General features: G+C 56.1%; 21 protein-coding genes. 7 read left to right on the forward strand and 14 right to left on the reverse strand.

Translation table 11 applies throughout. The features are described 5' to 3' along the window. Window positions 1-5: 5 nt before the first annotated feature. Window positions 6-944, reverse strand: coding sequence for a malate dehydrogenase (gene mdh / locus ACZ6J2_RS14595; RefSeq protein WP_023309387.1), 939 nt, complete (start codon window positions 942-944; stop codon window positions 6-8). Window positions 945-1,341: 397 nt separating this feature from the next. Between mdh and argR the strand changes: the two genes are divergently transcribed. The 3 genes from argR (at window position 1,342) to yhcN (ACZ6J2_RS14610) (ending at window position 2,829) form a co-directional block, all read left to right on the forward strand. Continuing rightward, complete coding sequence (gene argR, locus ACZ6J2_RS14600) at window positions 1,342-1,812, forward strand: transcriptional regulator ArgR (RefSeq protein ID WP_023309388.1); 471 nt, start codon at window positions 1,342-1,344, stop codon at window positions 1,810-1,812. A 375-nt stretch (window positions 1,813-2,187) separates the two neighbouring features. Then, complete coding sequence (gene yhcN, locus ACZ6J2_RS14605) at window positions 2,188-2,451, forward strand: peroxide/acid stress response protein YhcN (protein WP_023309389.1); 264 nt, start codon at window positions 2,188-2,190, stop codon at window positions 2,449-2,451. A 111-nt stretch (window positions 2,452-2,562) separates the two neighbouring features. Further along, window positions 2,563-2,829 (forward strand): peroxide/acid stress response protein YhcN, encoded by a 267-nt coding sequence (gene yhcN / locus ACZ6J2_RS14610; RefSeq protein ID WP_471726036.1) that lies wholly within the window; start codon window positions 2,563-2,565, stop codon window positions 2,827-2,829. A gap of 61 nt (window positions 2,830-2,890) precedes the next feature. Here the strand turns inward: yhcN (ACZ6J2_RS14610) and ACZ6J2_RS14615 are convergent, their stop codons facing one another. From ACZ6J2_RS14615 to aaeX, 5 genes are all read right to left on the reverse strand, one after another. Further along, a complete protein-coding gene (locus ACZ6J2_RS14615; RefSeq protein ID WP_023309391.1) occupies window positions 2,891-3,163 on the reverse strand; it encodes a barstar family protein in 273 nt (90 codons plus the stop codon). A gap of 45 nt (window positions 3,164-3,208) precedes the next feature. Further along, complete coding sequence (locus ACZ6J2_RS14620) at window positions 3,209-4,663, reverse strand: NAD-dependent succinate-semialdehyde dehydrogenase (protein ID WP_032659670.1); 1,455 nt, start codon at window positions 4,661-4,663, stop codon at window positions 3,209-3,211. A gap of 90 nt (window positions 4,664-4,753) precedes the next feature. Beyond that, window positions 4,754-6,721, reverse strand: coding sequence for a p-hydroxybenzoic acid efflux pump subunit AaeB (gene aaeB / locus ACZ6J2_RS14625; RefSeq protein WP_033146764.1), 1,968 nt, complete (start codon window positions 6,719-6,721; stop codon window positions 4,754-4,756). A 5-nt stretch (window positions 6,722-6,726) separates the two neighbouring features. After that, on the reverse strand, window positions 6,727-7,659 hold the full coding sequence (gene aaeA, locus ACZ6J2_RS14630; RefSeq protein WP_023309394.1) for a p-hydroxybenzoic acid efflux pump subunit AaeA: 933 nt from the start codon (window positions 7,657-7,659) through the stop codon (window positions 6,727-6,729). Window positions 7,660-7,666: 7 nt separating this feature from the next. Further along, window positions 7,667-7,870: a p-hydroxybenzoic acid efflux pump operon protein AaeX gene (aaeX, locus tag ACZ6J2_RS14635; protein ID WP_003860416.1), complete on the reverse strand. Its 204-nt coding sequence runs from the start codon at window positions 7,868-7,870 to the stop codon at window positions 7,667-7,669. A 179-nt stretch (window positions 7,871-8,049) separates the two neighbouring features. Between aaeX and aaeR the strand changes: the two genes are divergently transcribed. Then, the gene (aaeR, locus tag ACZ6J2_RS14640; protein WP_023616809.1) at window positions 8,050-8,976 is read left to right on the forward strand and encodes an HTH-type transcriptional activator AaeR; all 927 of its coding nucleotides are present in this window, start codon (window positions 8,050-8,052) and stop codon (window positions 8,974-8,976) included. Between the two features lie 77 nt (window positions 8,977-9,053). On the opposite strand, the gene tldD is transcribed toward aaeR, so the two are convergent. The 8 genes from tldD to csrD form a co-directional block, all read right to left on the reverse strand. After that, on the reverse strand, window positions 9,054-10,499 hold the full coding sequence (gene tldD, locus ACZ6J2_RS14645) for a metalloprotease TldD (protein WP_029740073.1): 1,446 nt from the start codon (window positions 10,497-10,499) through the stop codon (window positions 9,054-9,056). A gap of 84 nt (window positions 10,500-10,583) precedes the next feature. Then, window positions 10,584-14,387, reverse strand: coding sequence for an AsmA2 domain-containing protein YhdP (gene yhdP, locus ACZ6J2_RS14650; RefSeq protein WP_471726037.1), 3,804 nt, complete (start codon window positions 14,385-14,387; stop codon window positions 10,584-10,586). A 42-nt stretch (window positions 14,388-14,429) separates the two neighbouring features. Beyond that, on the reverse strand, window positions 14,430-15,899 hold the full coding sequence (gene rng, locus ACZ6J2_RS14655) for a ribonuclease G (RefSeq protein ID WP_010436156.1): 1,470 nt from the start codon (window positions 15,897-15,899) through the stop codon (window positions 14,430-14,432). Continuing rightward, entirely contained in the window at window positions 15,889-16,482 is a 594-nt protein-coding gene (locus tag ACZ6J2_RS14660) for a Maf family protein (RefSeq protein ID WP_219940274.1), read from the reverse strand. Before ACZ6J2_RS14660 ends, rng begins: the two co-directional genes overlap by 11 nt. A 9-nt stretch (window positions 16,483-16,491) precedes the next feature. After that, a complete protein-coding gene (mreD, locus tag ACZ6J2_RS14665; RefSeq protein ID WP_023309399.1) occupies window positions 16,492-16,980 on the reverse strand; it encodes a rod shape-determining protein MreD in 489 nt (162 codons plus the stop codon). Continuing rightward, window positions 16,980-17,996 carry a rod shape-determining protein MreC gene (mreC, locus tag ACZ6J2_RS14670; protein ID WP_033146767.1) on the reverse strand — a complete coding sequence of 339 codons (1,017 nt, stop codon included), beginning with the start codon at window positions 17,994-17,996 and terminating at the stop codon, window positions 16,980-16,982. The genes mreD and mreC overlap by 1 nt, the downstream gene beginning before the upstream one ends. A gap of 62 nt (window positions 17,997-18,058) precedes the next feature. Further along, window positions 18,059-19,102 carry a rod shape-determining protein MreB gene (mreB, locus tag ACZ6J2_RS14675; protein WP_000913396.1) on the reverse strand — a complete coding sequence of 348 codons (1,044 nt, stop codon included), beginning with the start codon at window positions 19,100-19,102 and terminating at the stop codon, window positions 18,059-18,061. Between the two features lie 282 nt (window positions 19,103-19,384). Then, window positions 19,385-21,325: an RNase E specificity factor CsrD gene (csrD, locus tag ACZ6J2_RS14680; protein WP_471726038.1), complete on the reverse strand. Its 1,941-nt coding sequence runs from the start codon at window positions 21,323-21,325 to the stop codon at window positions 19,385-19,387. 181 nt (window positions 21,326-21,506) lie between these two features. Between csrD and acuI the strand changes: the two genes are divergently transcribed. From acuI to msrQ, 3 genes are all read left to right on the forward strand, one after another. Then, window positions 21,507-22,481 carry an acrylyl-CoA reductase (NADPH) gene (gene acuI / locus ACZ6J2_RS14685; protein WP_448159358.1) on the forward strand — a complete coding sequence of 325 codons (975 nt, stop codon included), beginning with the start codon at window positions 21,507-21,509 and terminating at the stop codon, window positions 22,479-22,481. A 77-nt stretch (window positions 22,482-22,558) separates the two neighbouring features. Further along, on the forward strand, window positions 22,559-23,560 hold the full coding sequence (msrP, locus tag ACZ6J2_RS14690; RefSeq protein ID WP_471726039.1) for a protein-methionine-sulfoxide reductase catalytic subunit MsrP: 1,002 nt from the start codon (window positions 22,559-22,561) through the stop codon (window positions 23,558-23,560). Further along, window positions 23,561-24,160, forward strand: a complete 600-nt coding sequence (msrQ, locus tag ACZ6J2_RS14695; protein WP_471726040.1) for a protein-methionine-sulfoxide reductase heme-binding subunit MsrQ — start codon at window positions 23,561-23,563, stop codon at window positions 24,158-24,160. The last annotated feature ends 211 nt before the right edge of the window (window positions 24,161-24,371 follow it).

Here is a 24,371-nt window from a genome sequence, read left to right on the forward strand (position 1 = left end):
TCGTATTACTTGTTAACGAACTCTTCGCCCAGGGTGATATCTTTCTTCAGCGTATCCAGCATGCCTTCCATCGCGTGTTGTTCAAACGCGCTCAGCGTACCAATGGATTTACGCTCTTCGATACCGTTTTTACCCAGCAGCAGCGGCTGAGAGAAGAAGCGAGCGTGTTCGCCATCGCCTTCAACGTAAGCGCATTCAACAACGCCTTTCTCGCCCTGCAGAGCGCGAACCAGCGACAGACCAAAACGTGCAGCCGCCTGGCCCATAGACAGGGTTGCAGAACCGCCACCCGCCTTCGCTTCCACCACTTCGGTGCCCGCGTTCTGGATACGTTTAGTCAGGTCAGCCACTTCCTGCTCGGTGAAGCTCACGCCTGGGATCTGCGACAGCAGAGGCAGGATGGTGACGCCAGAGTGACCGCCGATGACCGGAACTTCCACTTCTGTTGGCTGCTTGCCTTTCAGCTCAGCAACAAAGGTGTTGGAACGGATGATATCCAGCGTGGTAACGCCGAACAGTTTGTTTTTGTCGTAAACACCCGCTTTCTTCAGCACTTCTGCCGCGATAGCCACGGTGGTGTTCACCGGGTTGGTGATGATCCCGATGCATGCTTTCGGGCAGATTTCTGCAATCTGCTGCACCAGGTTTTTCACGATGCCCGCGTTGACATTGAACAGGTCTGAACGATCCATGCCTGGCTTACGCGCCACGCCTGCAGAAATCAGCACCACGTCGGCACCCTGCAGCGCAGGACGTGCATCTTCACCGGAGAAGCCTTTGATTTTTACAGCAGTCGGGATGTGGCTCAGGTCAACCGCCACACCTGGGGTTACCGGAGCAATATCGTACAGGGAGAGTTCTGAGCCTGAAGGCAGTTGGGTTTTCAGTAGTAGGGCAAGCGCCTGGCCGATACCACCAGCAGCGCCGAGGACTGCGACTTTCATCCTAAACTCCTTATTATGGTTAACTTAAGTATCTGTAAATCCGTTGCGGCGACCATAATTCAGCAAGTAAATAATTACAATTTTCGTAGCTAAAGAATTTGAGGTCACGCGACTTTATCTCTCACCAGAAGACTATCTGACGACAGAGGGCAACGCATTAAGAGGTGGTTACAATACACCCTGCCCCGCCACCAAAACAACATCATTTTGATAACATTTAATTTACTTTTAAGCTTATTTGCGCGGCGTGACCCAGGCATGTTTTCTGATAACGAAATCTGATAAAATCACTCCCTTTCATAACATTATTTCAGCCTGGCGCTGAGTAGATAATTTGCATAAAAATTCATCCACATGCATAATAATGTTGTTTCTATCGTCATATTCCGGGTGACTTATGCGAAGCTCGTCTAAGCAAGAAGAATTAGTAAAGGCGTTTAAGGCGCTACTCAAAGAAGAGAAATTTAGTTCTCAGGGAGAAATTGTTCAGGCGCTGCAGGAACAAGGCTTCGATAACATCAATCAGTCGAAAGTCTCCCGCATGTTAACGAAATTTGGCGCGGTGCGTACGCGAAACGCCAAGATGGAGATGGTCTATTGCCTGCCGGCAGAACTTGGCGTGCCGACCACCTCCAGCCCGCTCAAAAACTTGGTTCTGGATATCGATCATAACGACGCCGTCGTGGTGATCCACACAAGCCCGGGTGCCGCGCAGCTGATTGCCCGCATGCTGGACTCGCTGGGTAAAACGGAAGGTATCCTCGGGACTATCGCCGGCGATGACACTATCTTTACCACACCGGCTAGCGGTTTCTCCGTGAAAGATCTCCACGAAGCCATTCTGGTACTGTTTGAACAGGAACTCTAATCCCCTCTCCCCGTAGCGCCGCTGCGGGGATCGTTCTGCTTCCGCTGCGTTCTCCCCTCTTTTCTACTGCCCTTCACTTTGACAAATAGTGCTTTTTACCACCCATTAACATTCATCCGGTGAATGCTAAATCAAAAAATCGCACAAAAAATCAAAAGCTGATATCCATATGATTTTATTACATATAACCAATAAAAATGAACAAAAAACGCCCAATATTATGCAATTTGGTTATAAAAACCAGACTGGTTAACACGTAATAACAATAGAAACCATTAGTCTGGTATTAATTTTTGCCGTTATTAGTGTATACTTGATTTTGTGATGAGGGTCACGAAACAAGACCCCACTAAAAAATTCGACGAGGTAAAAATCATGAAAATCAAATCAACTGTAGCGGCGCTCAGCGTCCTGTCCGTCCTGTCATTCGGTGCTTTCGCAGCTGACTCTATCAATGCTGATCAGGCGCAATCCCGTCAGGCCATCGGTACGGTTTCTGTCGGCGCGGTCGGCACATCGCCAATGGACATGCATGAGATGCTGAACAAAAAAGCGGAAGAACAGGGTGCGTCATCCTATCGCATCATCGAAGCGCGTTCTGGTGACCACTGGCACGCCACCGCTGAGCTGTACAAATAAGTTTTAGTAATAGCTGAAAACGAAAATCTCCACTCAACGGCACCAGGCATAAAAATAGCGGTTCAACCCTTCTCGCCGTTGAGTAAAAAACCCTATTCAGGAGTAAAGACTATGAAAACCAAATTGATCATCGCAACCCTCGGTCTGGCATCCGTTCTCTCTTTCGGCGCGATCGCAGCCGTACAGCAGGTGAATGCCGACCAGGCACAAAATCTACAGCGTATGGGCAGCGTCTCCGTAACGTCTGTCACCGGTTCACCGATGGATATCCGTCACGAACTTGCCGCCAAAGCTGAAAAAGCAGGCGCCAGCAGCTATCGCGTCACCGAATTGAATCAGGGTGACCACTGGCATGCAACGGCAGAGCTGTATAAATAAACCCTCGTCGTATCTCATCATACGACTTGCCCCTGGCCTCATGGTCAGGGGCTTTTTTCATTCAATGCCGCGCGTTAAAGCGCAGCTGCCCTTCAAGCTCTTCTTCCGCTTCATCGAACAGCAATATCAGCGCGCCAAAACGTCTTCGCAGCTTATCGGGCAAATGGATGAACTCAATTTCCAGCGGTAGCGGCAACTGACTGCCGGTGACCACGTCCCACAGCGTATCCAGATTCGTCACGCTTTCCCGTTCAAGATCAAACGCCCGGATAAATTCACGGTAAAAGTCTTCCTGACTGTCGATCTCGTCAAAATCAAACGTATAGGTTTTCATTGCCAGCCACCCAGTCCAGGCGAGCGGCAGATGCCGCCCTGTCTATTATAATCCCCCAATATGCAGGGTTTTAACTTCCAGATACTCTTCCAGTCCCAGCACGGAGCCCTCTCGTCCAAGACCTGACTCTTTTACGCCGCCAAAGGGGCCGAGCTCTGTGGAGACGGCGCACTCGTTGATGCCGATCATCCCGCTCTCGATGGCCTGTGAAACGCGGAAGACCCGCGAGAGATTCTGGGTGTAGAAGTAAGCCGCCAGCCCATAGGGCGTGTTGTTGGCGCGCTGGATGACTTCATCTTCCGAGGTGAAACGGAAGCACGCCGCCACCGGGCCAAACGTCTCTTCTTCTGCCAGCTTCATGCCTTCATGGCAGTCGCCCAGTACGGTTGGCATCCAGAAATTCCCGCCAAGCGGATGAGGCTTACCTCCTGCCAGTACGGTTGCGCCCCGGGCAACGGCGTCGTCGACATGCTCACGCACCTTGTTGACCGCAGAAGGTTCAATCAGCGGCCCGACGACCACCCCCTCTTCGAGACCATTACCCACCTTCAGCGCCTTCACCGCATCGGCAAGTTTATTCACAAATTTGTCGTAGACGGTTTCCTGAATATAAAAACGGTTCACGCTGACGCAGACCTGCCCGGCATTGCGGAACTTGTTGGCGATCGCGCCCTTAACCGCCGCGTCGATGTCCGCATCCTCAAAAACGATATACGGGGCATTTCCCCCCAGCTCCATCGAGACTTTTTTCATGGTTTCTGCGGCGTTACGCACCAGCGTTTTGCCGACGGAGGTTGAGCCGGTAAAGGAGATTTTACGCACGTCGCGGCTTGCCATGATCGCATCGCTTATTTCATGCGTATTCCCGGCGACGGCGTTGAGAACACCGTCGGGCACACCGGCCTGTTTCGCCAGCGTAAGCAGCGCAAATGCGCTGAGCGGCGTGTTATTGGCCGGTTTAATGACCCCGGTGCATCCTGCTGCCAGCGCCGGGCCTAACTTGCGGGTGAGCATGGCCATCGGGAAGTTCCACGGCGTAATCGCCGCGACCACGCCAATGGGTTCACGGGTCGCCAGAATGCGTGAGCCGGGTTTTATCGGCGGAATAATTTCACCGTTCGCGCGTTTGGCCTCTTCGGCAAACCACTGGATAAAGCTGGCGGCGTACTCGACTTCTCCCTCCGCCTCTTTCAGGGGTTTGCCCTGTTCGGTGGTCATCAACCGACCGAGCCAGCTTTTATTCTCAATAATCAGTTCGTACCAGCGGTAGAGAATCGCCGAGCGTTCTTTCGCGGTTTTGGCACGCCATGCCGGGAAGGCCTGGGTAGCCGCTGCGATAGCGTCTTCGGTTTGCGCTTTACCCGCTTTTGCGACTTTAGCAATGACCTCGCCGGTCGCGGGATTCAGCACATCAAAGGTTGTATCCAGCGTTTTCCAGATTCCGTTGACAAGATAACCGGTCTGAAAAAGGATGTGGTCCTGAAGCGCCTGGGTCGTCATGTGTTCTCCCTTTCTGAAATGTAAGAACGTGCTGGGATAAGTATAGCCACAAAAAAACCGACGCTTTTGGCGTCGGTTTTTTTACTTCAGTCAGTTATCCGTGAGGGCATTCTGATAGCGATGCAGCATAAACACCAGCCGTCCTACCGGCTCGGTCACCTGAGGCGGCGCCTCCCAGTGCTTGAGCTTTTCCTGATAGGTATCGAGCTCTTCAAGCAGCTGCGTAAAGTAGCGACGCCGTTTGTCATCGCTGCTGGCAGAAAGCACGTGATCGGCGGTACGACGCAGCTGGCGGTGGTATGCCGACAGATCGTCGTTGATCGGCACGGGCGCGTTACGCAAACGCTGGTGCGCAATGATCATGGTTAACGCCAGGCGGAACTTCGCGATATCGCCCGGAAACTTGTTCAGCAGCAAAAACAGCTGCTGGTAGAGCGCGGGCAGGTGGTTCTCTTTACGGCGCGCGGTATTGGTTGTCAAAGACGACACGGCAGCCGACACGAACTGGTTCAGCAGCACGCGGCCCGTTCTTGCCTGCGAGTTATCCCGCACCAGCAGTATCACCATCATGGCCAGGAAGCAGCCCACCAGCTGGCCTAACGCGCTGTCGAGGAACTGGCTGAAATGGAAGGTCATCGGGTTATCGAGCACGATGATGTTAATCGTACTCGCCAGCGCCCCCAGCGATCCCAGACGCCGCTTTTGCACTTCAATGCCTATAAAGAACGCCATTACCGCCAGGCTAATACAGAGCAGCAGCATGCTCTGTTGCGTCGACGGGATGATGACCAGGAAATAGAGCGCGCCTATCGGCAACGCGGCAATCGTGCCGTAAAGGAAATCAATGGCAACCATACGCGGGTTAGGCAGACGCATCGCCAGTGCGGTCACAACGGCAATCATCACCATCGCGCCGCTGCCGGACGTCCAGCCCGTCCACAGCCAGAACAGCGTGCCGAGCATGCAGGCAAGCGTCGTACGCCAGAAATTGACCATGGCGTGATGGCGCTCGGCGGATTCCGCCTTGATCACCACTTCCCCCTGCAGCACCTCTTCTTCCGCCGCGCTGATTTTGGTGTTACCGATCACGCCGCGCTTCAGCAGCAGGTAGCGCGTCGCGGCGCCGACCCAGGTGTAGATGGTCACCGGCGTGTCGCGCTCCCCGGTCCAGGCAATCACCCGGCGCATGCGCTTAAGCTGCTTATGCACGTCCTGTACGGTTTCTACCGGCTCGGCAAACAGTTCGCGGAACGTATCGGTGACCGCTTCCGGCCGGGTGTTCTGAATCAGATAGGTTTCACAGGCCTGGGTAATCAGCGTCAGAGAGACGGTGTTAAGGGCTTTAAGGCGTCGATTCGCGCGGGCCCAGCGCGACGACTCCATATTAAGGTTGCTGCGCATTCCTTCCAGCGCCTGCGTACGACGTACCAGCCCGCTCCAGGCTTTATCCACCTCTTCGCTATCGCCATGCTTAATGCACAGCTGCATCAGCTGATACTGGGCAACGATCAGCGCGTCAAGCTCACGGTCGACTTCCTGCTTGATGGAGCGCGGGGAGAAAAGCAGGTCAGCGACGATCGCGCTGACAATGCCAATCACAATCTCGCTGCAGCGCTCAACCGCAAACTGCGGCGCGAGCAGCGGTTCGCTTTGGATAGTAATGACAATAATCAGCGCGGTATAGCCCGCCAGTCCCCAGGCGTAGGAGTTCTCCACTTTCACCAGAGACGAGATCCAGGTGCAGAAACCGGCCCAGATGCAGCAGACCATCAGCATCAGTAGCGGAGTGCGGATCATCAAAATAATAATGGTCAGCGCCGCGAAACAGCCGATAAACGTCCCGATGATACGCAGCATCCCGCGATAGCGGATCGCGCCTGAATAGGGTTCCCCGCCCGCGGCAAAGGCAGGACCCGCCGCGACAATCGCAGCCGTCAGCACTGCCCAGCGAGGGGTTTCAAGCTGGAAGTGAAAGCCAACAAACAGCGCCAGCACGATGGCGCACGCCAGCTTCACGGCGAAGCGAATGTGCTGGCTGGCGATGGAAAAGATACCCATGGCGATTAACCAAACTCGCGCAGGCGGTGGGCAATTTTACGGAAGAACGAGTCCTGGCTGGCATCCCGGTCCTTTTCACCGGTGATCACCACCGTCGCCGTGGTACCCGCGGGCCACAGATTTCCCTGCTGTTCATCCAGATGAATACGTACCGGCACGCGCTGGGCCAGACGCACCCACTCCAGGTTGGAATCTACCGTCGCCATCCCTTTGGCATCGTTAGAGCTGCTGGAGTTAGTCACCCCTGCGGCGACGCTGTCGACGGTGCCTTTAAAGACGCGATTGCTGCCGAGCGGCGTGATTTCCGCCCGGTAACCTGGGCGCACGCCTTCCAGCTTGGTCTCTTCCATATAGGCGAGCACGTAGAAGGAGTTCTGTTTAACCAGCGCCACGGCGGTAGAGCCACGGGTAATGAATTCCCCGGCATAGACGTTAAGGTTGGTCACCCAGCCATCGGACGGCGCGCGGATCACGGTGCGCTCGAGATCGAGCTTCGCCAGATCGCGCGTTGCCTGCGCTTTCGCCAGCTGGTGCAGCACGGTTTGCAGCACGTTGTTGGACTGGTCAATCTCTTCACGGGACATTGCCTGAACGCCCAGCTGGTTACGGCGCCCTGCCTCGCGGCGTTTCTCCGCAGCCAGCGCCTGGTAATAGGCCACGTCCGCTTCCGCCTCTTCCAGCGCTTTCTGGTAACGAGGCTGGTCGATGGTGAACAGGACCTGATCTTTCTTCACCAGCTGGTTATCGTGGACGTTGACCGCTGTGATAAGACCGGCCACGTCAGGGGCTATTGCCACCACATCGGCGCTGAAGCGTGCATCACGCGTCCACGGTGATTCGGTGTAATAAACCCAGGCGCGGAAAATAGCGATGAAGGCGAGGATAACCAGCGCCATCGTGATGGCGGTGCGGGAGATTTTTCTTGTTAGCGTTTTCACATCAACCTCAGACAAACATGCGCGATATCAGATAAAACAGGCAGCAATACAGCGCGGTATTGAACAATGCAGGGTGCCAGACGAAATCGTAGATCCCGGTAGGGACCAGCACCTTGCGCACCAGCCAGAAGATCGCCAGTGATAAAAGAAGCTCGAAAAATATCGGTGGGAACGACAGACCGAACACCACGATAACGGGAAACAGACTCATGTTGACCTTGATAAGAGAGAGTGCAGGCTTCAGAATTTTTTAGCGCACGCCACCGCAGGAGAGCAAGAAACGCCGGGCGAGAATGGCGCAGCCGTTATGTAATTAATAATATATTAACGTAACTGTTATGCTGTTATCTATAATATGTGATCTAAATCACTTTTAAGCCAGAGTGAACAATGGAACGTTTAAAACGCATGTCGGTCTTCGCCAAAGTGGTTGAGCTGGGCTCTTTTACCGCCGCTGCACGCCAGCTTCAGATGAGCGTCTCATCCATCAGCCAGACGGTGTCCAAACTGGAAGATGAGCTTCAGGTCAAGCTGCTCAACCGCAGTACCCGCAGCATTGGGCTGACCGAAGCGGGTAAAATTTACTATCAGGGCTGTCGCCGTATGCTGCTTGAAGTGCAGGATGTTCACGAACAGCTCTATGCCTTCAACAACACCCCCATCGGCACGCTGCGCATCGGGTGTTCTTCAACTATGGCACAAAATGTTCTCGCTGCCATGACGGCGGATATGCTGAAAGAGTACCCCGGTCTTACGGTCAATCTGGTGACGGGTATCCCGGCGCCGGATCTGATTGCCGACGGGCTGGACGTGGTGATCCGCGTCGGCGCGTTGCAGGATTCCAGCCTGTTCTCGCGACGGCTGGGCAGCATGCCGATGGTCGTCTGCGCCTCGAAAAGCTATCTGGCGCAGTACGGCGTTCCGGAGAAGCCCGCCGATCTCACCAACCACTCGTGGCTGGAGTACAGCGTGCGGCCCGATAATGAATTTGAGCTGATTGCCCCGGAAGGGATTTCTACCAAACTGCTGCCGGAAGGGCGGTTTGTCACTAACGATCCGATGACGATTTCACGCTGGCTGGTGGCCGGCGCCGGGATCGCCTACGTGCCGTTAATGTGGGTGATCAACGAGATCAACAGCGGCGTGCTGGAGATCCTCTTCCCGCGCTACCAGTCCGATCCGCGCCCGGTGTACGCCCTGTATACCGAAAAAGACAAACTCCCGCTCAAGGTTCAGGTGTGTATTAACTATCTGACCGAGTATTTTGTGGACGTGGCGGAGCTGTTTCAGGGGATGCGGGGGAGAAGGAAAGAGTAGGCCTTTTTCCAAAAGGACGCGGGAGAAAATACAGCGCGGAGCAGTCCCCTCTCCCCTTTGGGGAGAGGGTCAGGAAATTACGCCGTGCCGCCCACCGTCAGGTTGTCCACCTTCAGCGTTGGCTGGCCCACGCCAACCGGCAGGCTCTGGCCCTCTTTACCGCAGACGCCCACGCCGTTATCCAGCTTCAGATCGTTACCGACCATAGAGATCTGCTGCATGGCTTCAATGCCGGAGCCAATCAGCGTCGCACCCTTCACCGCTTTGGTCACTTTGCCTTTCTCGATCAGATACGCTTCTGACGTGGAGAAAACAAACTTACCGGAGGTGATGTCCACCTGGCCGCCGCCAAAGTTTGGCGCAAAGATACCGTAATCGACGGATTCGATAATCTCCTGCGGCGTCGATTTGCCCGGCAGCATGTACGTGTTGGTCATGCGCGGCATCGGCAGATGCGCGTAAGATTCACGGCGTCCGTTGCCCGTCGGCGCGACGCCCATCAGGCGCGCGTTGAGTTTGTCCTGCATGTAGCCTTTCAGCACGCCGTTTTCGATCAGCACGTTGTACTGGCCTGGCGTACCTTCATCGTCGATAGCCACCGAGCCGCGACGATCGCGCATGGTGCCGTCATCCACCACGGTGCACAGCTCAGAGGAGACAAGCTGCCCGATTTGACCGCTGAACACGGACGTCCCGCGACGGTTAAAGTCGCCTTCCAGGCCGTGGCCTACGGCTTCATGTAACAGTACGCCCGGCCAGCCGGCGCCCAGCACCACCGGGAATGAGCCCGCCGGCGCCGCGACGGCATTCAGATTCACCAGCGCCATGCGCACGGCTTCTTTCGCCCAGGCGTCAGCGCGTGCTTCACCGTCAACGTCGCCCAGGAACCAGTCATAGCCGAAACGACCGCCGCCGCCGCTTGAGCCGCGCTCGCGTTTGCCGTCGTCATCGACCTGCACGCTAATGGAGAGACGCACCAGCGGGCGAACGTCCGCCGCAAGGGTACCATCCGTTGCCGCAACCAGAATCAACTCATATACGCCGCTCAGGCTGGCTGAAACTTCCTGCACGCGTTTATCCGCCGCGCGGGCGACTTTGTCCACGCGACGCAGGATATCCAGCTTCTCTTCACGGCTCATGCTCTGCAGCGGATCGATGCTGGTATAAAGCGCTGAGTGCTGCACTTCGCCCAGGGTTTTCACGCGACCATCACCGGTATCACGCACAATGGTACGTGCGGCCTGCGCGCTCTGCTCGAGCGCGGTAAGGCTAATCTGATCGGCATAGGCAAAACCGGTTTTCTCGCCGCTGACGGCACGGACGCCGACGCCCTGGTCAATGTTGTAGGAGCCATCTTTGATGATGCTGTCTTCTAAAACCCAGGATTCGTGATAGCTCGACTGGAAATAAAGGTCGCCGTAGTCGAGACGGCGTTCGGTCAGTTGACCAAGAATGGAGAACAGGTCCTGATGGCTCAGGCCGTTCGCTGCGAGCAAATGTTCACTTACCAGGTTCAGACTCATCGTATTGCTACTCGTTCGTTGCCGCCCGTGGCGGTATAAAGATCGTATTTATTGAGAGTGAGGCAATTACCTGCCCACGTCAAATCATTGCTGTGCATCTTTGCGCGGCTGGCGCAGCACCTCGTTAATCTGCGGTTTATCTACCGGACCGGTAATGCGGTAGCGCAGAATGGAGACCTTGCTCCACAGCGGACCCAGCACTTTGCTGGCGGCAAACACCGCCGCACCGACAATCGGGTTCACCACAAAGGCCGCCGCCACGCCCACGCTGGCGGAAATTTCCGGCGCCACCACGGCTTCCATATCCAGCTCGCGACGCACGAGGTTAACGGAGCCTTTCATGGCGATATCCGCTTCCAGGCCATCCACCAGCGTGTCGTCCGTATGCAGAACGCCGTCCTTGATCCACGCCGTGCTGCGGATGGAATCGTAGTAGAAACCTTCGCTGAAGGTATCGCTGAAATCGAAGCGCAGCTTGCGCAGCAGCGCATCAAAACTCAGCAGGCGCAGGATCTGCCCGGCGCGCCCCGTGCTCACGTCGGCAATTTCACCTTTGCCGAAGCGGGTTTTCAGAATGCCGTTCAGCGAGGCTTCATCCGGCTTCCACGGAGCGTCACGCCAGTGAAGATCGTAATCGACGTCAAACGACGAGCCGCGCAGCGGCGTGCTGATTCCAAAGAAATTGGCTGCCGCATCCAGCTTGTTGCCTTTAATGTCGCCCTTCAGGGACGTTCGCTGCTCGCCCGGGTTATTCACCCATTCCCCTGCGGCCGTCATGCGGCCAAAACCGGTATCAACCAGGCCGCCGGAGAGCGTAAGCGTGTTGGCCTGAATAGTGAAATCACCGTCGATACGGCCATATTTCTGCCCCCACAGCCAGCACTCCGCGCAGCGCAGCTGGAGATCGGGCCAGCCGCTAAAATCGACGCGGGAGACATTGCTCAGCGGCGACGCTTCTGCCGGTTTATCTTTCCCGCTCGCGGCGCTTGCCGGGTTGTAGTAGAGGTAGCGGATCGCCGCCTGCCACGGCGCGTGATTGCGCATGGTCAGCGTGCCGTTGATCTCCCTTCCCTGGGCCTCCACCTTAGTGCCGCTAGCGCCAGGCTGTGAAACCAGGCTCAGGTTGTTCCACTGCTGCCCGCCCAGCATCAGTGACGGCGTGCGTACGGTAATGGCTTGTGGGAACTGGGCGGTTTCATCAACGTTTTGCCCAACGCCTTTCTGGAACAGCGCCAGCCACTCTGCACCGTCCATCGGCGGGAGATTCAGCTCAATGCCCGACTGCTCCGGCAGAGGCGGCGTGGAGCGGCTATCCGTTGTCCAGATGGCTTTGTCGAGGGTGAGCTTGCGGTTAAGTAGCCAGCGGCTGTTGAAGTGGTTTGTCTCGCCCGCGCTTCCGGTCAGCGCGAAGCTGTTCAGGTTGCCATCGACGTTCAGCTTTACCGGCAGCGGCTGTCCGGCCTGTTTATCCAGCGGCGCAGGCAGCTGGCTCTGAAGGTTTTTCAGATCGCCCGTGATGTCGACCTTATACTGGGCGCCCGCGTGATAAGGCAGGTCGATTGCCACTTTACCCTGCCAGGCGACTGCGCCCTGCACTGACGCCTCAATGGGCTTCGGCAGGACGTCCATGCGCGCTGGCTGCCAGTTACCGTCCAGATTGACGGCCACCTGATAAGCCTTTTCACCCTCGGTGGTCGTGAAGTCGATATTAACGGGCTGATTAAACCAGCTGGCCGTAAGCGGCTCGCTCTTAAGATTTCCGTTGTCAAAGCTGAACTGCCCGCTGAGATTTTTCAGCGTGCTCTCAAGGGGTTTGATGAACAGGCTGTTGTTCTTCAGGCGGACGTCACCTTTGGCGGTGGTCATCTCGCCGTCCAGCGGGATATCAAGATGTAAGCGAGCATTCACATCGCCATCAAGCTGTAGCTGCTGGAGCGTCGCCGCCAGCGAATCTTTCAGGGGCGTCTCCTCAAAGTACGGCCCCACCGCTTTGCCCGGGCCATTGATGTCGGCATCAATCAGCAGCTTCTCTTTGGAGTAATCCGGGATGTTGGCCGTCAGGTTGCTGGCCGTCACGCCGCCCAGCGCCACGCTGTCGGACTTCATCCATAGCCCGTCATTGAGGAAGTTGAGCTCGATATCCAGGTCTTTCAGCGCGGGCCAGCCGGGCTGGAACGCAAAGGTCGCGTTATGCAGCGGCACCAGCACCTGGAACTGGCCTTCATTGTGTTTGTACGGGAAAAGATGCGGATTTCCGCCGTACACCAGCGTGGCATTGTCCGCCTGACCGCCCTGAATCGCGCCGCTGAGATAGTCCACCAGGGCTTTTCCCATCAGGTTTTCCGGGAAGTAGCGCCAGGCCTGAGAGCCGTCATCGGTGCTGATCCCGGCCAGAATGCCCAGCCACGGCTCGTCACCTACAGGCTGCAGATAGCGGAAATCGCCGCGCGCGTGCACCGCTTTGGCTTTCACGTCGATATGGCGGCCATCAAGCTGAAAACCCTTGTCGTTACGGAGCCAGTTAAGCACCGCGCTGCCCTGTTCGATTTCCAGCGGCGCGCGGAAGACCGTCTCATAAGGCATTTTGGCGTCGTGCATATCAACCGTTAGCCTGCCGTTTTCCACGCTGCCTTCCAGCTTGCCGCTAAAGTGCTCCGCCCCCGGCAGCAGCTTCCACTGCTTCCAGGCAAGATCTTTCCACGTTGCCTGGAAGCGGGTTTTTTCCGTCGCCTGGAGCGGGATGTCCAGCCCCAGCGCATCGATCGTCCCGCTCGGCTGGGTTGCCAGCCAGATCTCGCCCAGGTCCGGAGAGAGCTTTGCCGCCATCGAGCGCAGGCCCTCAATGGCCGCCAAATCGAGGTTGCTGGCGCGGATGCGCAGCTCGTCGCTGCGTTTACTGGCCGTGCCGCCGACGTCCTGCTCCGGCATCCAGGCCAGCGTCAGCGCACCGCGCGGCCACGGCTTGCCGTCCATGGTGATGCGCGTATCCGGAATGGCAAACTGCCAACCCTCTTTCTCCTGCGTCACGTGCGCGGTGAGGTTATCGACGGAAAGCTGATGCTGCTGTTTTTCGCCTTTCCAGCTGGCGCCCCCCTGCTTGAGCCAGATATCGCCGCTGGCAAATTCGCCTTTGGTCAGAGTCAGCCAGCCTTCAAGGCTGAAACGGGCTGTCTCCAGCTGCATATTTTGCTGGAGCCAGTCGCCCAGCCACGGCTTCACGTCAACATCGTCGGCCTGCAGCCAGACTTTGCCGTTGTTTAACAGGCCGTCATCGTCCCGAAGATCCATGCGCACCTGCATCACGCCGTGCTGGCCATTCAGGCTTGAGAGATTGACCTGCCCCTCGGCGCGGTGACGTTCTTTACCGTTGAGCCAGGTCAGCTGGGGGATCGCCAGTTCGGCGCGCTGGCCGGAAAGGGTAATGAAGCTCACTTCGCTGTCGCGCAGATCGAAGTGATCGAACTGACGGAGGAAAAGATCGCTGAAGCGGTTGGCTTCCAGACCCTGACCGCTATCGCCGCCGGACAGAGGCGTATTGGTCAGGAACTGGAGTTGATAAAAGGTGAGATCGCGAAACTGCCAGCGCAGATGCAGCAGGCTTTGCCAGACGTCCAGCGCCAGGGTCACGCGTTTGATTTTCAGGTGACCGCCATCTTTCAGGCTGGCGTTGATATCCCGGACATCGAGCGTCGGGCCAAAATTCTGCCAGTTAGCGCTAATCTGGCTTACGTTCACCGGCACGCCGGTGGTGGATTCAATTTTAGCCAGCAGCTGCGGACGCCAGCTGTCCAGATGCGGTAATACGAGGCGTAGCCCGCTCACGAGCAACGCGACAATCACGACCAGCGTTGCCCCTGTAAGCAATAAAATCCCCGGCAATCGCCTCACGCATCTCTCCTTGTCAGCTTTCGTCACGCAGCGTACTGCGTCTTACATCATCACGACGTCAAACTGCTCCTGGTTATAGAGCGGTTCAATTTGTACTTTTACCTGTTTGCCGACAAAGATTTCCACTTCCGCCAGCGCGTGTGACTCTTCGCCTTTCAGCGCTTCAGCCACCGCAGGGGAAGCATAGACCAGAAAACGATCGGAGTCGTAGGCATGATGAACACGCACGATTTCGCGCATAATTTCGTAGCAGACGGTCTCAACCGTCTTTACCGTTCCGCGCCCATGGCAGGTTGGGCATTCATTACACAGCACGTGCTCAACGCTCTCGCGGGTACGCTTACGCGTCATTTCCACCAGCCCCAGCTGCGAGAAGCCGTTGATGCTGGTTTTCACGCGGTCTTTGCTCAGCGCCTGCTCAAGCGAGTGCAGCACGCGGCGACGGTGGTCTTCATTACTCATATCGATGAAGTCGATGATGATAATACCGCCCAGATTGCGCAGACGAAGCTGGCGCGCAATCGCCTGCGTGGCTTCGATGTTGGTGTTGAAGATGGTGTCATCGAGGTTGCGATGGCCGACAAACGCGCCGGTGTTGATATCGACGGTGGTCATCGCTTCGGTCTGATCGATGATCAGATAGCCGCCTGACTTCAGCTCGACCTTACGCTCCAGCGCGCGCTGGATCTCGTTTTCGACATCATAGAGATCGAAGATCGGCTGACGCCCTGAATAATGCTCCAGCAGGCCTGGCATCTCCGGGATGTACTCAGCGGTAAATTCCAGCAGCGCTTCATAGGTCAGACGCGAGTCCACGCGAATGCGGTCGAGCTGGGCATCGGCAAAGTCGCGCAGAACGCGCTGAGCAAGCGCCAGTTCACCGTAAAGCTGGTAGCGGGTCTGGTTGCGTTTTTTACGCTCCATCACCTTGGTCCAGACGCGCTTCAGGTAAGCCGCATCCGACGCGAGGTCTTCTTCGCTGATCCCTTCCGCAGCGGTACGGATGATAAACCCACCCTGTTCATCGCAGTAGGCGCTGACCACTTTCTTCAGACGCTCGCGCTCGGTTTCGCTCTCAATACGCTGCGAAACGCCCACGTGCGACGCGCCGGGCATAAAGACCAGATAGCGGGAAGGTAAGGTGATGTCGGTGGTCAGACGGGCACCTTTGGTACCGAGGGGGTCTTTCACCACCTGCACCATCAGATCCTGTCCCTGACGCACCAGTTCAGAAATATCGCGCACGGCAAACTGCTTTTGCTCTTCGCCCGCGACGCACTCGGTGTGCGGCATGATATCGGAGGCATGTAAAAACGCCGCCTTATCCAGTCCAATATCTACAAAAGCCGCCTGCATACCCGGTAGTACACGACTGACACGACCTTTGTAGATATTGCCTACTATTCCGCGCCGCGCTTCACGCTCAATATGAATTTCCTGAAGAATGCCACCATCAATATAGGCCACACGGGTTTCCGATGGCGTTACGTTTACCAACAATTCAGCCGTCATAATTATCCCTTCCCTCACGCAGTGAGTTAAAATTGCTCAGCAACTCATACGTTTCCACCAGCGGTAAGCCGACTACGGCGTGATAGCTGCCATTAATCTTCCTGACAAAACAGCCACCCAGCCCCTGAATACCGTATGCACCTGCTTTATCCATTGGTTCACCGCTGGCAATATAAGCGGCGATGTCGTCGTCGGTAAGTACTCTGAACGTCACTTCGGTCACCACCAGGCAATCCAGCACGTGCTGGTGGTCAGCCAGCGCGACGGCCGTCATCACCTGATGCGTTTGTCCGGACATTTTGTGCAGCATGCGCGCCGCATGATCGGCGTCGCGCGGTTTCTCAAGCACTTCACCGTTCAGAATAACGATGGTATCTGCTCCCAGCACGGGAAGATCGCGTGGCACACTGGCCACGCCCGCCTGCGCTTTCTCGCGCGCCAGGCGAGACACGTACTGTTGAGCGCTTTCGCCCTCAGCACGTTTTTCTTCAATGCCGGTAACGATGCGTTCAAAAGAGACGCCTAGCTGCGTCAGGAGTTCCTGACGGCGCGGGGAGCCGGAAGCGAGATACAAAGACGTCATAGAAACCTTTTATTGCACAGCAAACTGCTGGCGAACCTTACGCATCAGCAGGAATAACCAAGGCCAGAGCACACCGTTTACTACACTACTCCAGAACACTTCCGGTCGGAAAGAGACGTTGATCACTAAAAACTCTGCCCAGAAAACAACGATATCCGCAGCGAGCGACAATAGCATCACTACCAGGGCCTGTTGCCAGAGCGCAAGGTTACGAAAGAGCTGGAATTTGAGTGCGACGAGGTACGCAATAATGCTCATGGACAAGGCGCGCACGCCAAGCGTAGAGCCGCTAATGAGATCCAGTATGGCACCCATCACGAAACCTGTGCCGACATTTACGCGATGCGGCAGGGCAAGGATCCAGTAGAGTAAAATGAGTAATACCCAGTTTGGCCGGAAAACGAGAATGTCATCCGGCCAGGGCATCACTTGCAGTAACAGTGCAATGAGAAACGAGAGCCAGATGACCCAGCGTCCCTGGCTACGATAGCTTGCCACTACTGCCCTCCCGAAGAGAGTTTAGGCGGTGGCGGCGCATCCGGCAGCGGCTGCGTTAACCCGGTTGCCGGCGCCGGTACTGGCGCAGGCGGCCCCATGGAATCCGCAGGTGGGAGAACCTGCGGCATCATCTGCATCAGGCGCTCGTTCGCCACGCGATGCACCTCTTCAGGCGTCATCGGATTAGAACCGTTACGATCGGCGCCCCACAGCAGCAGCAGATAGCGCAGACGCTGCAAACCGGCGGTTGGACGGGCCTGAATCACGGTATAGGCACGCTGGGTATCCAGCTTGACCGAAGAGACCACCGCAACCGGATAGCCTTCAGGGAAGCGTCCACCCAAACCGGACGTCACCAGCACGTCGCCTACGCGGATATCCGTGTTAGCCGGCAGGTGTTCCAGCTGCAGGTCGTCCGTACAGCCGTTACCGGCCGCAATCACGCGGATGTCGTTGCGCAGAACCTGGATCGGCAGCGCATGCGTGGCATCGCAAATCAGCAGCACGCGGCTGGTCAGTTTGGCCACGGCAACAACCTGGCCCACAACGCCTTTATCGCTGATAACAGGCTGACCTTCATACACCCCGTTCACGCTCCCTTTGTCGATCACAACCTGATCGCTGTAGGGGTCGTTCACGGTGGAGATCACCTGGGTGACCATTTTCTGCTCATCCTGACGCAGCGGCGAGCCGAGCAGTTCACGCAGACGCGCGTTTTCCTGCTTGTATTGCCCCAGCATCAGCAGTTCGCTGTTTTTGAGCAGCAGTTCCTGACGTAATGCCCGGTTTTCGAGTTCGAGTTGGTCGCGCGAAGACAGCGTTTGAGAAACGGAGTCGAGCAGTTCACGGGGACCATTTGAAACAAAGTAGAAAGGACTGACGGCGGTATCCATGTACGTTCTGATCTGGCTGAACGTACCGAGGCGGCTATCGGCAATAATGACCCCAAGCGCAACCAGAACCGCCAAAATGAGGCGAAACTGTAGCGATGGGCCACGGCTAAAAATTGGCTTCATAGGCTATGCGTATTCTCGCGTCAGAGAGAAAGGGTAGCAAATTGCTACCCTCTCAAACTCGACTACTCTTCGCTGAACAAATCGCCGCCGTGCATGTCGATCATTTCCAGCGCCTTGCCACCACCACGGGCGACGCAAGTCAGTGGATCTTCTGCAACTACGACAGGAATACCTGTCTCTTCCATTAACAGGCGGTCGAGGTTACGCAGCAGCGCACCACCACCGGTCAGAACCATACCGCGCTCGGAGATATCGGACGCCAGCTCTGGTGGACACTGTTCCAGCGCAACCATTACCGCGCTCACGATGCCCGTCAGTGGTTCCTGCAGAGCTTCCAGAATTTCGTTGGAGTTCAGGGTGAAACCGCGTGGAACACCTTCAGCCAGGTTACGGCCACGTACTTCGATCTCACGCACTTCATCGCCCGGATACGCAGAGCCGATTTCGTGTTTGATACGCTCTGCGGTGGCTTCACCGATCAGAGAGCCGTAGTTACGGCGCACATAATTAATGATGGCTTCATCGAAGCGGTCACCACCGATACGTACGGAAGAGGAGTACACCACGCCGTTCAGAGAGATAACGGCCACTTCAGTGGTACCACCACCGATATCCACCACCATAGAACCGGTAGCTTCGGATACAGGCAGGCCAGCACCGATGGCCGCAGCCATTGGCTCTTCAATCAGGAACACTTCGCGTGCACCTGCACCCTGGGCAGATTCACGGATTGCGCGACGCTCTACCTGGGTTGCACCAACCGGCACACACACCAGAACACGCGGGCTTGGACGCATGAAGCTGTTGCTGTGAACCTGCTTGATGAAGTGCTGAAGCATTTTTTCAGTCACGAAGAAGTCGGCGATAACGCCGTCTTTCATTGGGCGAATGGCGGCGATGTTGCCAGGGGTACGACCCAGCATCTGCTTCGCGTCATGACCCACTGCAGCCACGCTTTTCGGCGAGCCTGCACGATCCTGACGAATGGCCACAACGGAAGGCTCATTCAATACGATGCCTTGTCCTTTTACATAAATAAGGGTATTCGCGGTACCCAGGTCAATGGACAGGTCATTGGAAAACATGCCACGAAATTTTTTCAACATACTAAGGGATAATCCTGAAAGCTGGGGCGGAAAACAAAATCCGCTTACTTTACCAACCACACGCAGCAGCGACAAGGCGCAAAAATCATCTGCAACGGTGAAAATTTGTGCAGTACGTTTCCTGATGTTACAAAATCATCCCCTGATTTCCTCAGGGCTGAGTAAACAGTAGCGTTTCCCACTGACATTTGTAACCCGTTACAGGTCGTTCACTGGCTTTTTGCTCGACATACTCAAAGCTACAGGCGCGATATTCTACGTGAAAACAGCGTAAACGGCAGGTCAAACAGAGTATCTTTGCAAATATTTTTTCACGTTGGTGTCAAGCGGTTGAGAGGCAGCAAAAAAATCCCCCTGACCGCCCATCACGCCGCGCGCTGTTAACATCTGCCATTCGCTTCTGGAGCGCACGCCCGTGGCAAATACTTGTGTTCGCGTACCCTTGCACGCTTCTACCAGACTCTGTACCAGCAGCTGGTTTTCCGTACGCTTCTCAATATTCCTTACCAGCCCCGGATGTAGCTTTAATAACTCCACATCCAGTTCCTTGATCCAGTTGGTGCTGACAAGCGTTAAACCTGCCTGCGTCACAGCGATACGTGCACCGAGCGCATTGATCAGACGTACCACCGGACGTAACCGGCTGATGTGTTGACCTACATCGGCCTCAGCAAGTTCAAAAATAATGTGTTTACGTTGCGATTTTTCGCATTGCATTAGCGTATCACGTAGCCAGCGCTGAAAACGTGGGCGTATTAACGACTCCACGGTCACCTGTAACGCCAGGTTTTCTTCAGGCCAGAAGGATAAAAACGGAATCAGCCGGGTAATTTGCTGGCGGTCATACTCTTCGGACAGGCCAAATTGCAGCACCATCGGCAGATATTCCGCAGAGATGACCTCTTCGGTACCGTCAAAAATACGACACATCAGTTCACGGTGATGAACGTTGCCGTTTTTCATGACCGCGGGTTTTTGATAAATACGTGGACCGCCGCGGCTGAGCATTTGCTCAATCAGCGTGCGCCAGCGCACGTTGCCACGCCCTTTTTCCGGCAGCGAGTCATCGTAAACCGACCATCCGTTGGCCCCCTGCAACACGGCGTTGCGGGTAGCGGCTTCCGCGTGCTCCATCACCTGTTCAGTCGATTGTCCGCCACGCCAGGCGCAGATCCCCATGTGGACCATATCGTCCCTGTCGAGCATTTTGCTCTGCGGCAGCGCATCTACCGCCTTCAGCAGCTGGCTGGCGATGCTTTCGGATTCCTTCAGCGTACGGTGAGGTAACAGCACGGCAAAGTCGCTGCGGTGATAGCGGGCCAGCAGCGCGCCCGGGTAGCGCATAATAAAGGTGGAGAGCAGGTTGATCAGCGTAAAGAGGTTTTCTTCCGCGGCTCGCTGTCCCCAGGTGTCGCGCAGGAGATCGAAATCGGGCAGGCGAATCATCATCACCACCCCGTGTGTCCCCACTTTTTCTGAATCGTCGAGCAGCGTGGCGAGCTGATTATCAAAGAAAAGACGGTTGTTAAGGCCAGTTTTATTATCCTGCGCCGCATAAGAGCGGATCAGCGTATCCATACGGCTGCGCTGGTCGCTGGCAAACTGGATTTCGGAGAGCAGGGTATCGAGCGCGCTGCTGGCGCGTGACGGCCACTCGTGGACAGAGCCACGCACCTGCGGGCCGCGTTCACCGTTCAGGATACGTACGGATCGCATCTCAAGCAGCTCCTGACCAGAGAGCTGGCGGCGCAGCCAGCGGACTGCGAGAAAGATCAGCAGGACGATAAACGCAACGGCGACGGTGAGCGGCGCGGTGGTCATCATGGAACGAAAATAGCTGGCCATCGGATCGAGGTAGACCATGTGTATGGTCATCCCCGGATTTTTAAGGGAATGCACCGTCACTTCCCGATACTGGCTTACCACGCCCGCGGGGCGATAGCTTCCCGGTCGTTCGTGGCTTAAAACACGATGCTTTCCCTGCAGAATGTCGATCTGAACGATATCAACAGGTACCATCAACTCATCGAGCTCACGGGAGAGCGCCGGTAGCGGCGTCGTCAGCAGACGCGTATCAATCACCGAGGCAACAGACTGTACCCGGTTGACCAGCTTGTCCTGAATGGCGGTGTAAAAGCTCAGGGAACAGCCCAGAAGCGTGACAAAAATGGTAAGCCCCGTCAGCAAGGTGATAAAAGCTGAGAACTTCGTCGTTAATCGCATCCTTGAGATTACTCCGTGGTTGATGGGGTAGCGAGTAAGCGCTAACTTGCATTTCAAATGCGGCATACTACCAAATCGGGTGTATCTGGCAATTTATTGCGTTAAATCGGCACTGCGTTTCCCTGAGCGAGTATAGTCTTCAGAAATTATTTTCCAATCATCTGAGTCGTGAGGACCCCTTATGCAGGCTTTGATCTTAGAACAGCAGGACGGCAAAACGCTTGCCTCAGTGCAGGCGGTTGAAGAGAGTCGCCTGCCGGAAGGCGACGTAACCGTCGACATCGACTGGTCCAGTTTAAATTATAAAGATGCGCTGGCTATTACCGGTAAGGGTAAAATCATCCGAAATTTCCCTATGGTGCCGGGGATCGATTTCGCTGGCCGGGTTCATACCAGCGAGGACCCGCGCTTCCATCCAGGCCAGCATGTACTGCTCACTGGCTGGGGCGTGGGTGAAAATCACTGGGGCGGGCTGGCAACGCAGGCGCGCGTGAAGGGCGACTGGCTGGTGCCTGTGCCGAAAGGCATGGATGGCCGCAAGGCAATGATCGTCGGCACGGCAGGCTTTACCGCCATGCTGTGCGTGATGGCGCTGGAAGATGCGGGTATCCGCCCTGAATCAGGGGAAATTGTCGTCACCGGTGCCAGCGGCGGCGTGGGCAGCACGGCAGTCACGCTGCTCCACAAGCTGGGCTATCAGGTCGCTGCGGTTTCCGGCCGAGAAAGCACACATGACTATCTGCGCCAGCTCGGCGCCAGCCGCATTCTCAGCCGCGACGAATTTGCCGAAACCCGTCCGCTGGAAAAACAGGTTTGGGCAGGGGCGGTGGATACCGTCGGCGATAAGGTGCTGGCAAAAGTCCTGGCGCAGATGAACTACGGCGGATGCGTGGCAGCCTGCGGTCTGGCCGGCGGATTTGCCCTGCCAACCACCGTGATGCCATTTATTCTGCGTAACGTACGCCTGCAGGGTGTGGATTCCGTGATGACCCCTGCGGCCCGTCGTCATGAAGCCTGGGAACGGCTGGTGCGCGATCTGCCGGAATCTTTCTATACCCAGAGCGCAACGGAGATAACCCTCAGCCAGGCGCCGGAATACGCCAGTAAGATCATGGACAACCAGTTCCACGGCCGCGCGCTGGTGAAAATCGCCTAATCTTCAAATTTTCGTGACATATTCGCGCGAATCCCTCTCCTCCGTCATGCTTAGAAAAACGCATGACGGAGGATGCCATGAAAAACCGAAAACTGACGGAAGCCGACGTAACGTCTGAGTCTGTCTTTATGTTACAGCGCCGCCAGATCCTGAAAATGCTTGGCATCAGCGCCACTGCCCTGACGCTCTCTCCAGCGGCACACGCCGACCTGCTCGACTGGTTTAAAGGCAACGATCGGCCAAAGGCCCCATCCGGCGCCCCGCTCACCTTTACGAAACCGGCCGAATGGCAAAAAAAGCTGACGCTCACGCCGGAAGATAAAGTTACCGGCTACAACAACTTCTACGAATTTGGTCTCGATAAGGCCGATCCTGCCGCCAACGCGGGGAGCCTCAAAACCGATCCGTGGACGCTGAAAATTGATGGCGAAGTGGCGAAACCCCTGACGCTGGACCACCACGATCTCACTACCCGCTTCCCGCTCGAAGAGCGTATCTATCGCATGCGCTGCGTGGAAGCCTGGTCGATGGTGGTGCCCTGGGTCGGCTTCCCGCTTCATAAGCTGCTGGCGATGGTTGAACCCACCAGCAACGCAAAATATGTCGCTTTCCAGACGCGCTATGCGCCTGACGAGATGCCCGGGCAGAAAGATCGGTTTATCGGTGGCGGGCTTGAGTATCCGTATGTGGAAGGGCTACGTCTCGACGAAGCTATGCACCCCCTCACCCTGCTGACCGTTGGCGTTTATGGCAAAGCGCTTCCGCCGCAGAACGGCGCCCCCATCCGTTTAACCGTACCGTGGAAATATGGCTTCAAAGGGATTAAATCTATCGTCAGCATTAAGCTTACCCGCGAACGTCCGCCAACCACCTGGAATCTGGCGGCCCCGGACGAATACGGTTTCTTCGCCAACGTGAACCCGCACGTGGATCATCCGCGCTGGTCGCAGGCAACCGAGCGGTTTATCGGTTCCGGCGGTGCGCTGGACGTGAAGCGCCAGCCGACGCTGCTGTTTAACGGCTATGCGGATGAAGTGGCCTCGCTTTACCGTGGCCTCAACTTACGGGAGAACTTCTGAGTGCGTTTAACGGCAAAACAGATTACCTGGCTGAAAGTGCTGCTGCACCTGGCCGGGCTGCTTCCTTTTATATGGCTGTTCTGGGCCGCAAGCCAGGGGCTCTTTAGCGCAGACCCGGCGAAGGATATCCAGCATTTTACCGGTCGGATGGCTCTGAAATTTTTGCTGGCTACCTTGCTCGTCTCGCCGCTGGCGCGCTACGCTAAACAGCCCTTATTGATACGCACCCGTCGCCTGTTAGGGCTATGGTGTTTTGCCTGGGCGACGCTGCACCTCACCAGCTACGCCCTGCTGGAACTGGGAATTAACAATCTGGCGCTGCTTGGCCGCGAACTGGTGACACGTCCTTATCTGACGCTGGGTATCGTGAGCTGGGTGGTTTTACTGGCGTTAGCGCTGACATCCACGCAATATGCGCAGCGAAAACTGGGCAGGCGCTGGCAGCTTCTGCACAACCTCGTCTATCTTGTCGCGATCCTCGCTCCCATTCATTACCTGTGGTCGGTGAAGATCCTCTCGCCGCAGCCAATCCTGTATGCACTGGCGGCCGTGGCGCTTTTAGCATGGCGTTACAAGAAGTTCCGCCAGTGGTTGCGATAGTTCGCGAAACTGTGCGTTTTCCCGCAGATTACCCGTCAACCGCAAATCTTTTTCGGATAGCGGTTGATAATCTTCCCTGATAAGACCAGTATTTAGCTGCTAAATGCTACGAAATCGTTATAATGTGCGACCTTGGTTCGCCTGACAGCGGTTTTAAGCCTCTGAAAAGGTGACATTTGCGTTTCGAAGGTATATTTTGTTTTTTACCCGA

The organism is Enterobacter sp. E14S, assembly GCF_055666685.1.

What these genes read in the sequence shown, in the direction of transcription:
- mdh (WP_023309387.1), bottom strand. Translation starts at nt 944, where the DNA reads ATGAAAGTCGCAGTCCTCGGCGCTGCTGGTGGTATCGGCCAGGCGCTT.
- argR (WP_023309388.1), top strand. Translation starts at nt 1,342, where the DNA reads ATGCGAAGCTCGTCTAAGCAAGAAGAATTAGTAAAGGCGTTTAAGGCG.
- yhcN (WP_023309389.1), top strand. Translation starts at nt 2,188, where the DNA reads ATGAAAATCAAATCAACTGTAGCGGCGCTCAGCGTCCTGTCCGTCCTG.
- yhcN (WP_471726036.1), top strand. Translation starts at nt 2,563, where the DNA reads ATGAAAACCAAATTGATCATCGCAACCCTCGGTCTGGCATCCGTTCTC.
- ACZ6J2_RS14615 (WP_023309391.1), bottom strand. Translation starts at nt 3,163, where the DNA reads ATGAAAACCTATACGTTTGATTTTGACGAGATCGACAGTCAGGAAGAC.
- ACZ6J2_RS14620 (WP_032659670.1), bottom strand. Translation starts at nt 4,663, where the DNA reads ATGACGACCCAGGCGCTTCAGGACCACATCCTTTTTCAGACCGGTTAT.
- aaeB (WP_033146764.1), bottom strand. Translation starts at nt 6,721, where the DNA reads ATGGGTATCTTTTCCATCGCCAGCCAGCACATTCGCTTCGCCGTGAAG.
- aaeX (WP_003860416.1), bottom strand. Translation starts at nt 7,870, where the DNA reads ATGAGTCTGTTTCCCGTTATCGTGGTGTTCGGTCTGTCGTTCCCACCG.
- aaeR (WP_023616809.1), top strand. Translation starts at nt 8,050, where the DNA reads ATGGAACGTTTAAAACGCATGTCGGTCTTCGCCAAAGTGGTTGAGCTG.
- tldD (WP_029740073.1), bottom strand. Translation starts at nt 10,499, where the DNA reads ATGAGTCTGAACCTGGTAAGTGAACATTTGCTCGCAGCGAACGGCCTG.
- rng (WP_010436156.1), bottom strand. Translation starts at nt 15,899, where the DNA reads ATGACGGCTGAATTGTTGGTAAACGTAACGCCATCGGAAACCCGTGTG.
- ACZ6J2_RS14660 (WP_219940274.1), bottom strand. Translation starts at nt 16,482, where the DNA reads ATGACGTCTTTGTATCTCGCTTCCGGCTCCCCGCGCCGTCAGGAACTC.
- mreC (WP_033146767.1), bottom strand. Translation starts at nt 17,996, where the DNA reads ATGAAGCCAATTTTTAGCCGTGGCCCATCGCTACAGTTTCGCCTCATT.
- mreB (WP_000913396.1), bottom strand. Translation starts at nt 19,102, where the DNA reads ATGTTGAAAAAATTTCGTGGCATGTTTTCCAATGACCTGTCCATTGAC.
- csrD (WP_471726038.1), bottom strand. Translation starts at nt 21,325, where the DNA reads ATGCGATTAACGACGAAGTTCTCAGCTTTTATCACCTTGCTGACGGGG.
- acuI (WP_448159358.1), top strand. Translation starts at nt 21,507, where the DNA reads ATGCAGGCTTTGATCTTAGAACAGCAGGACGGCAAAACGCTTGCCTCA.
- msrP (WP_471726039.1), top strand. Translation starts at nt 22,559, where the DNA reads ATGAAAAACCGAAAACTGACGGAAGCCGACGTAACGTCTGAGTCTGTC.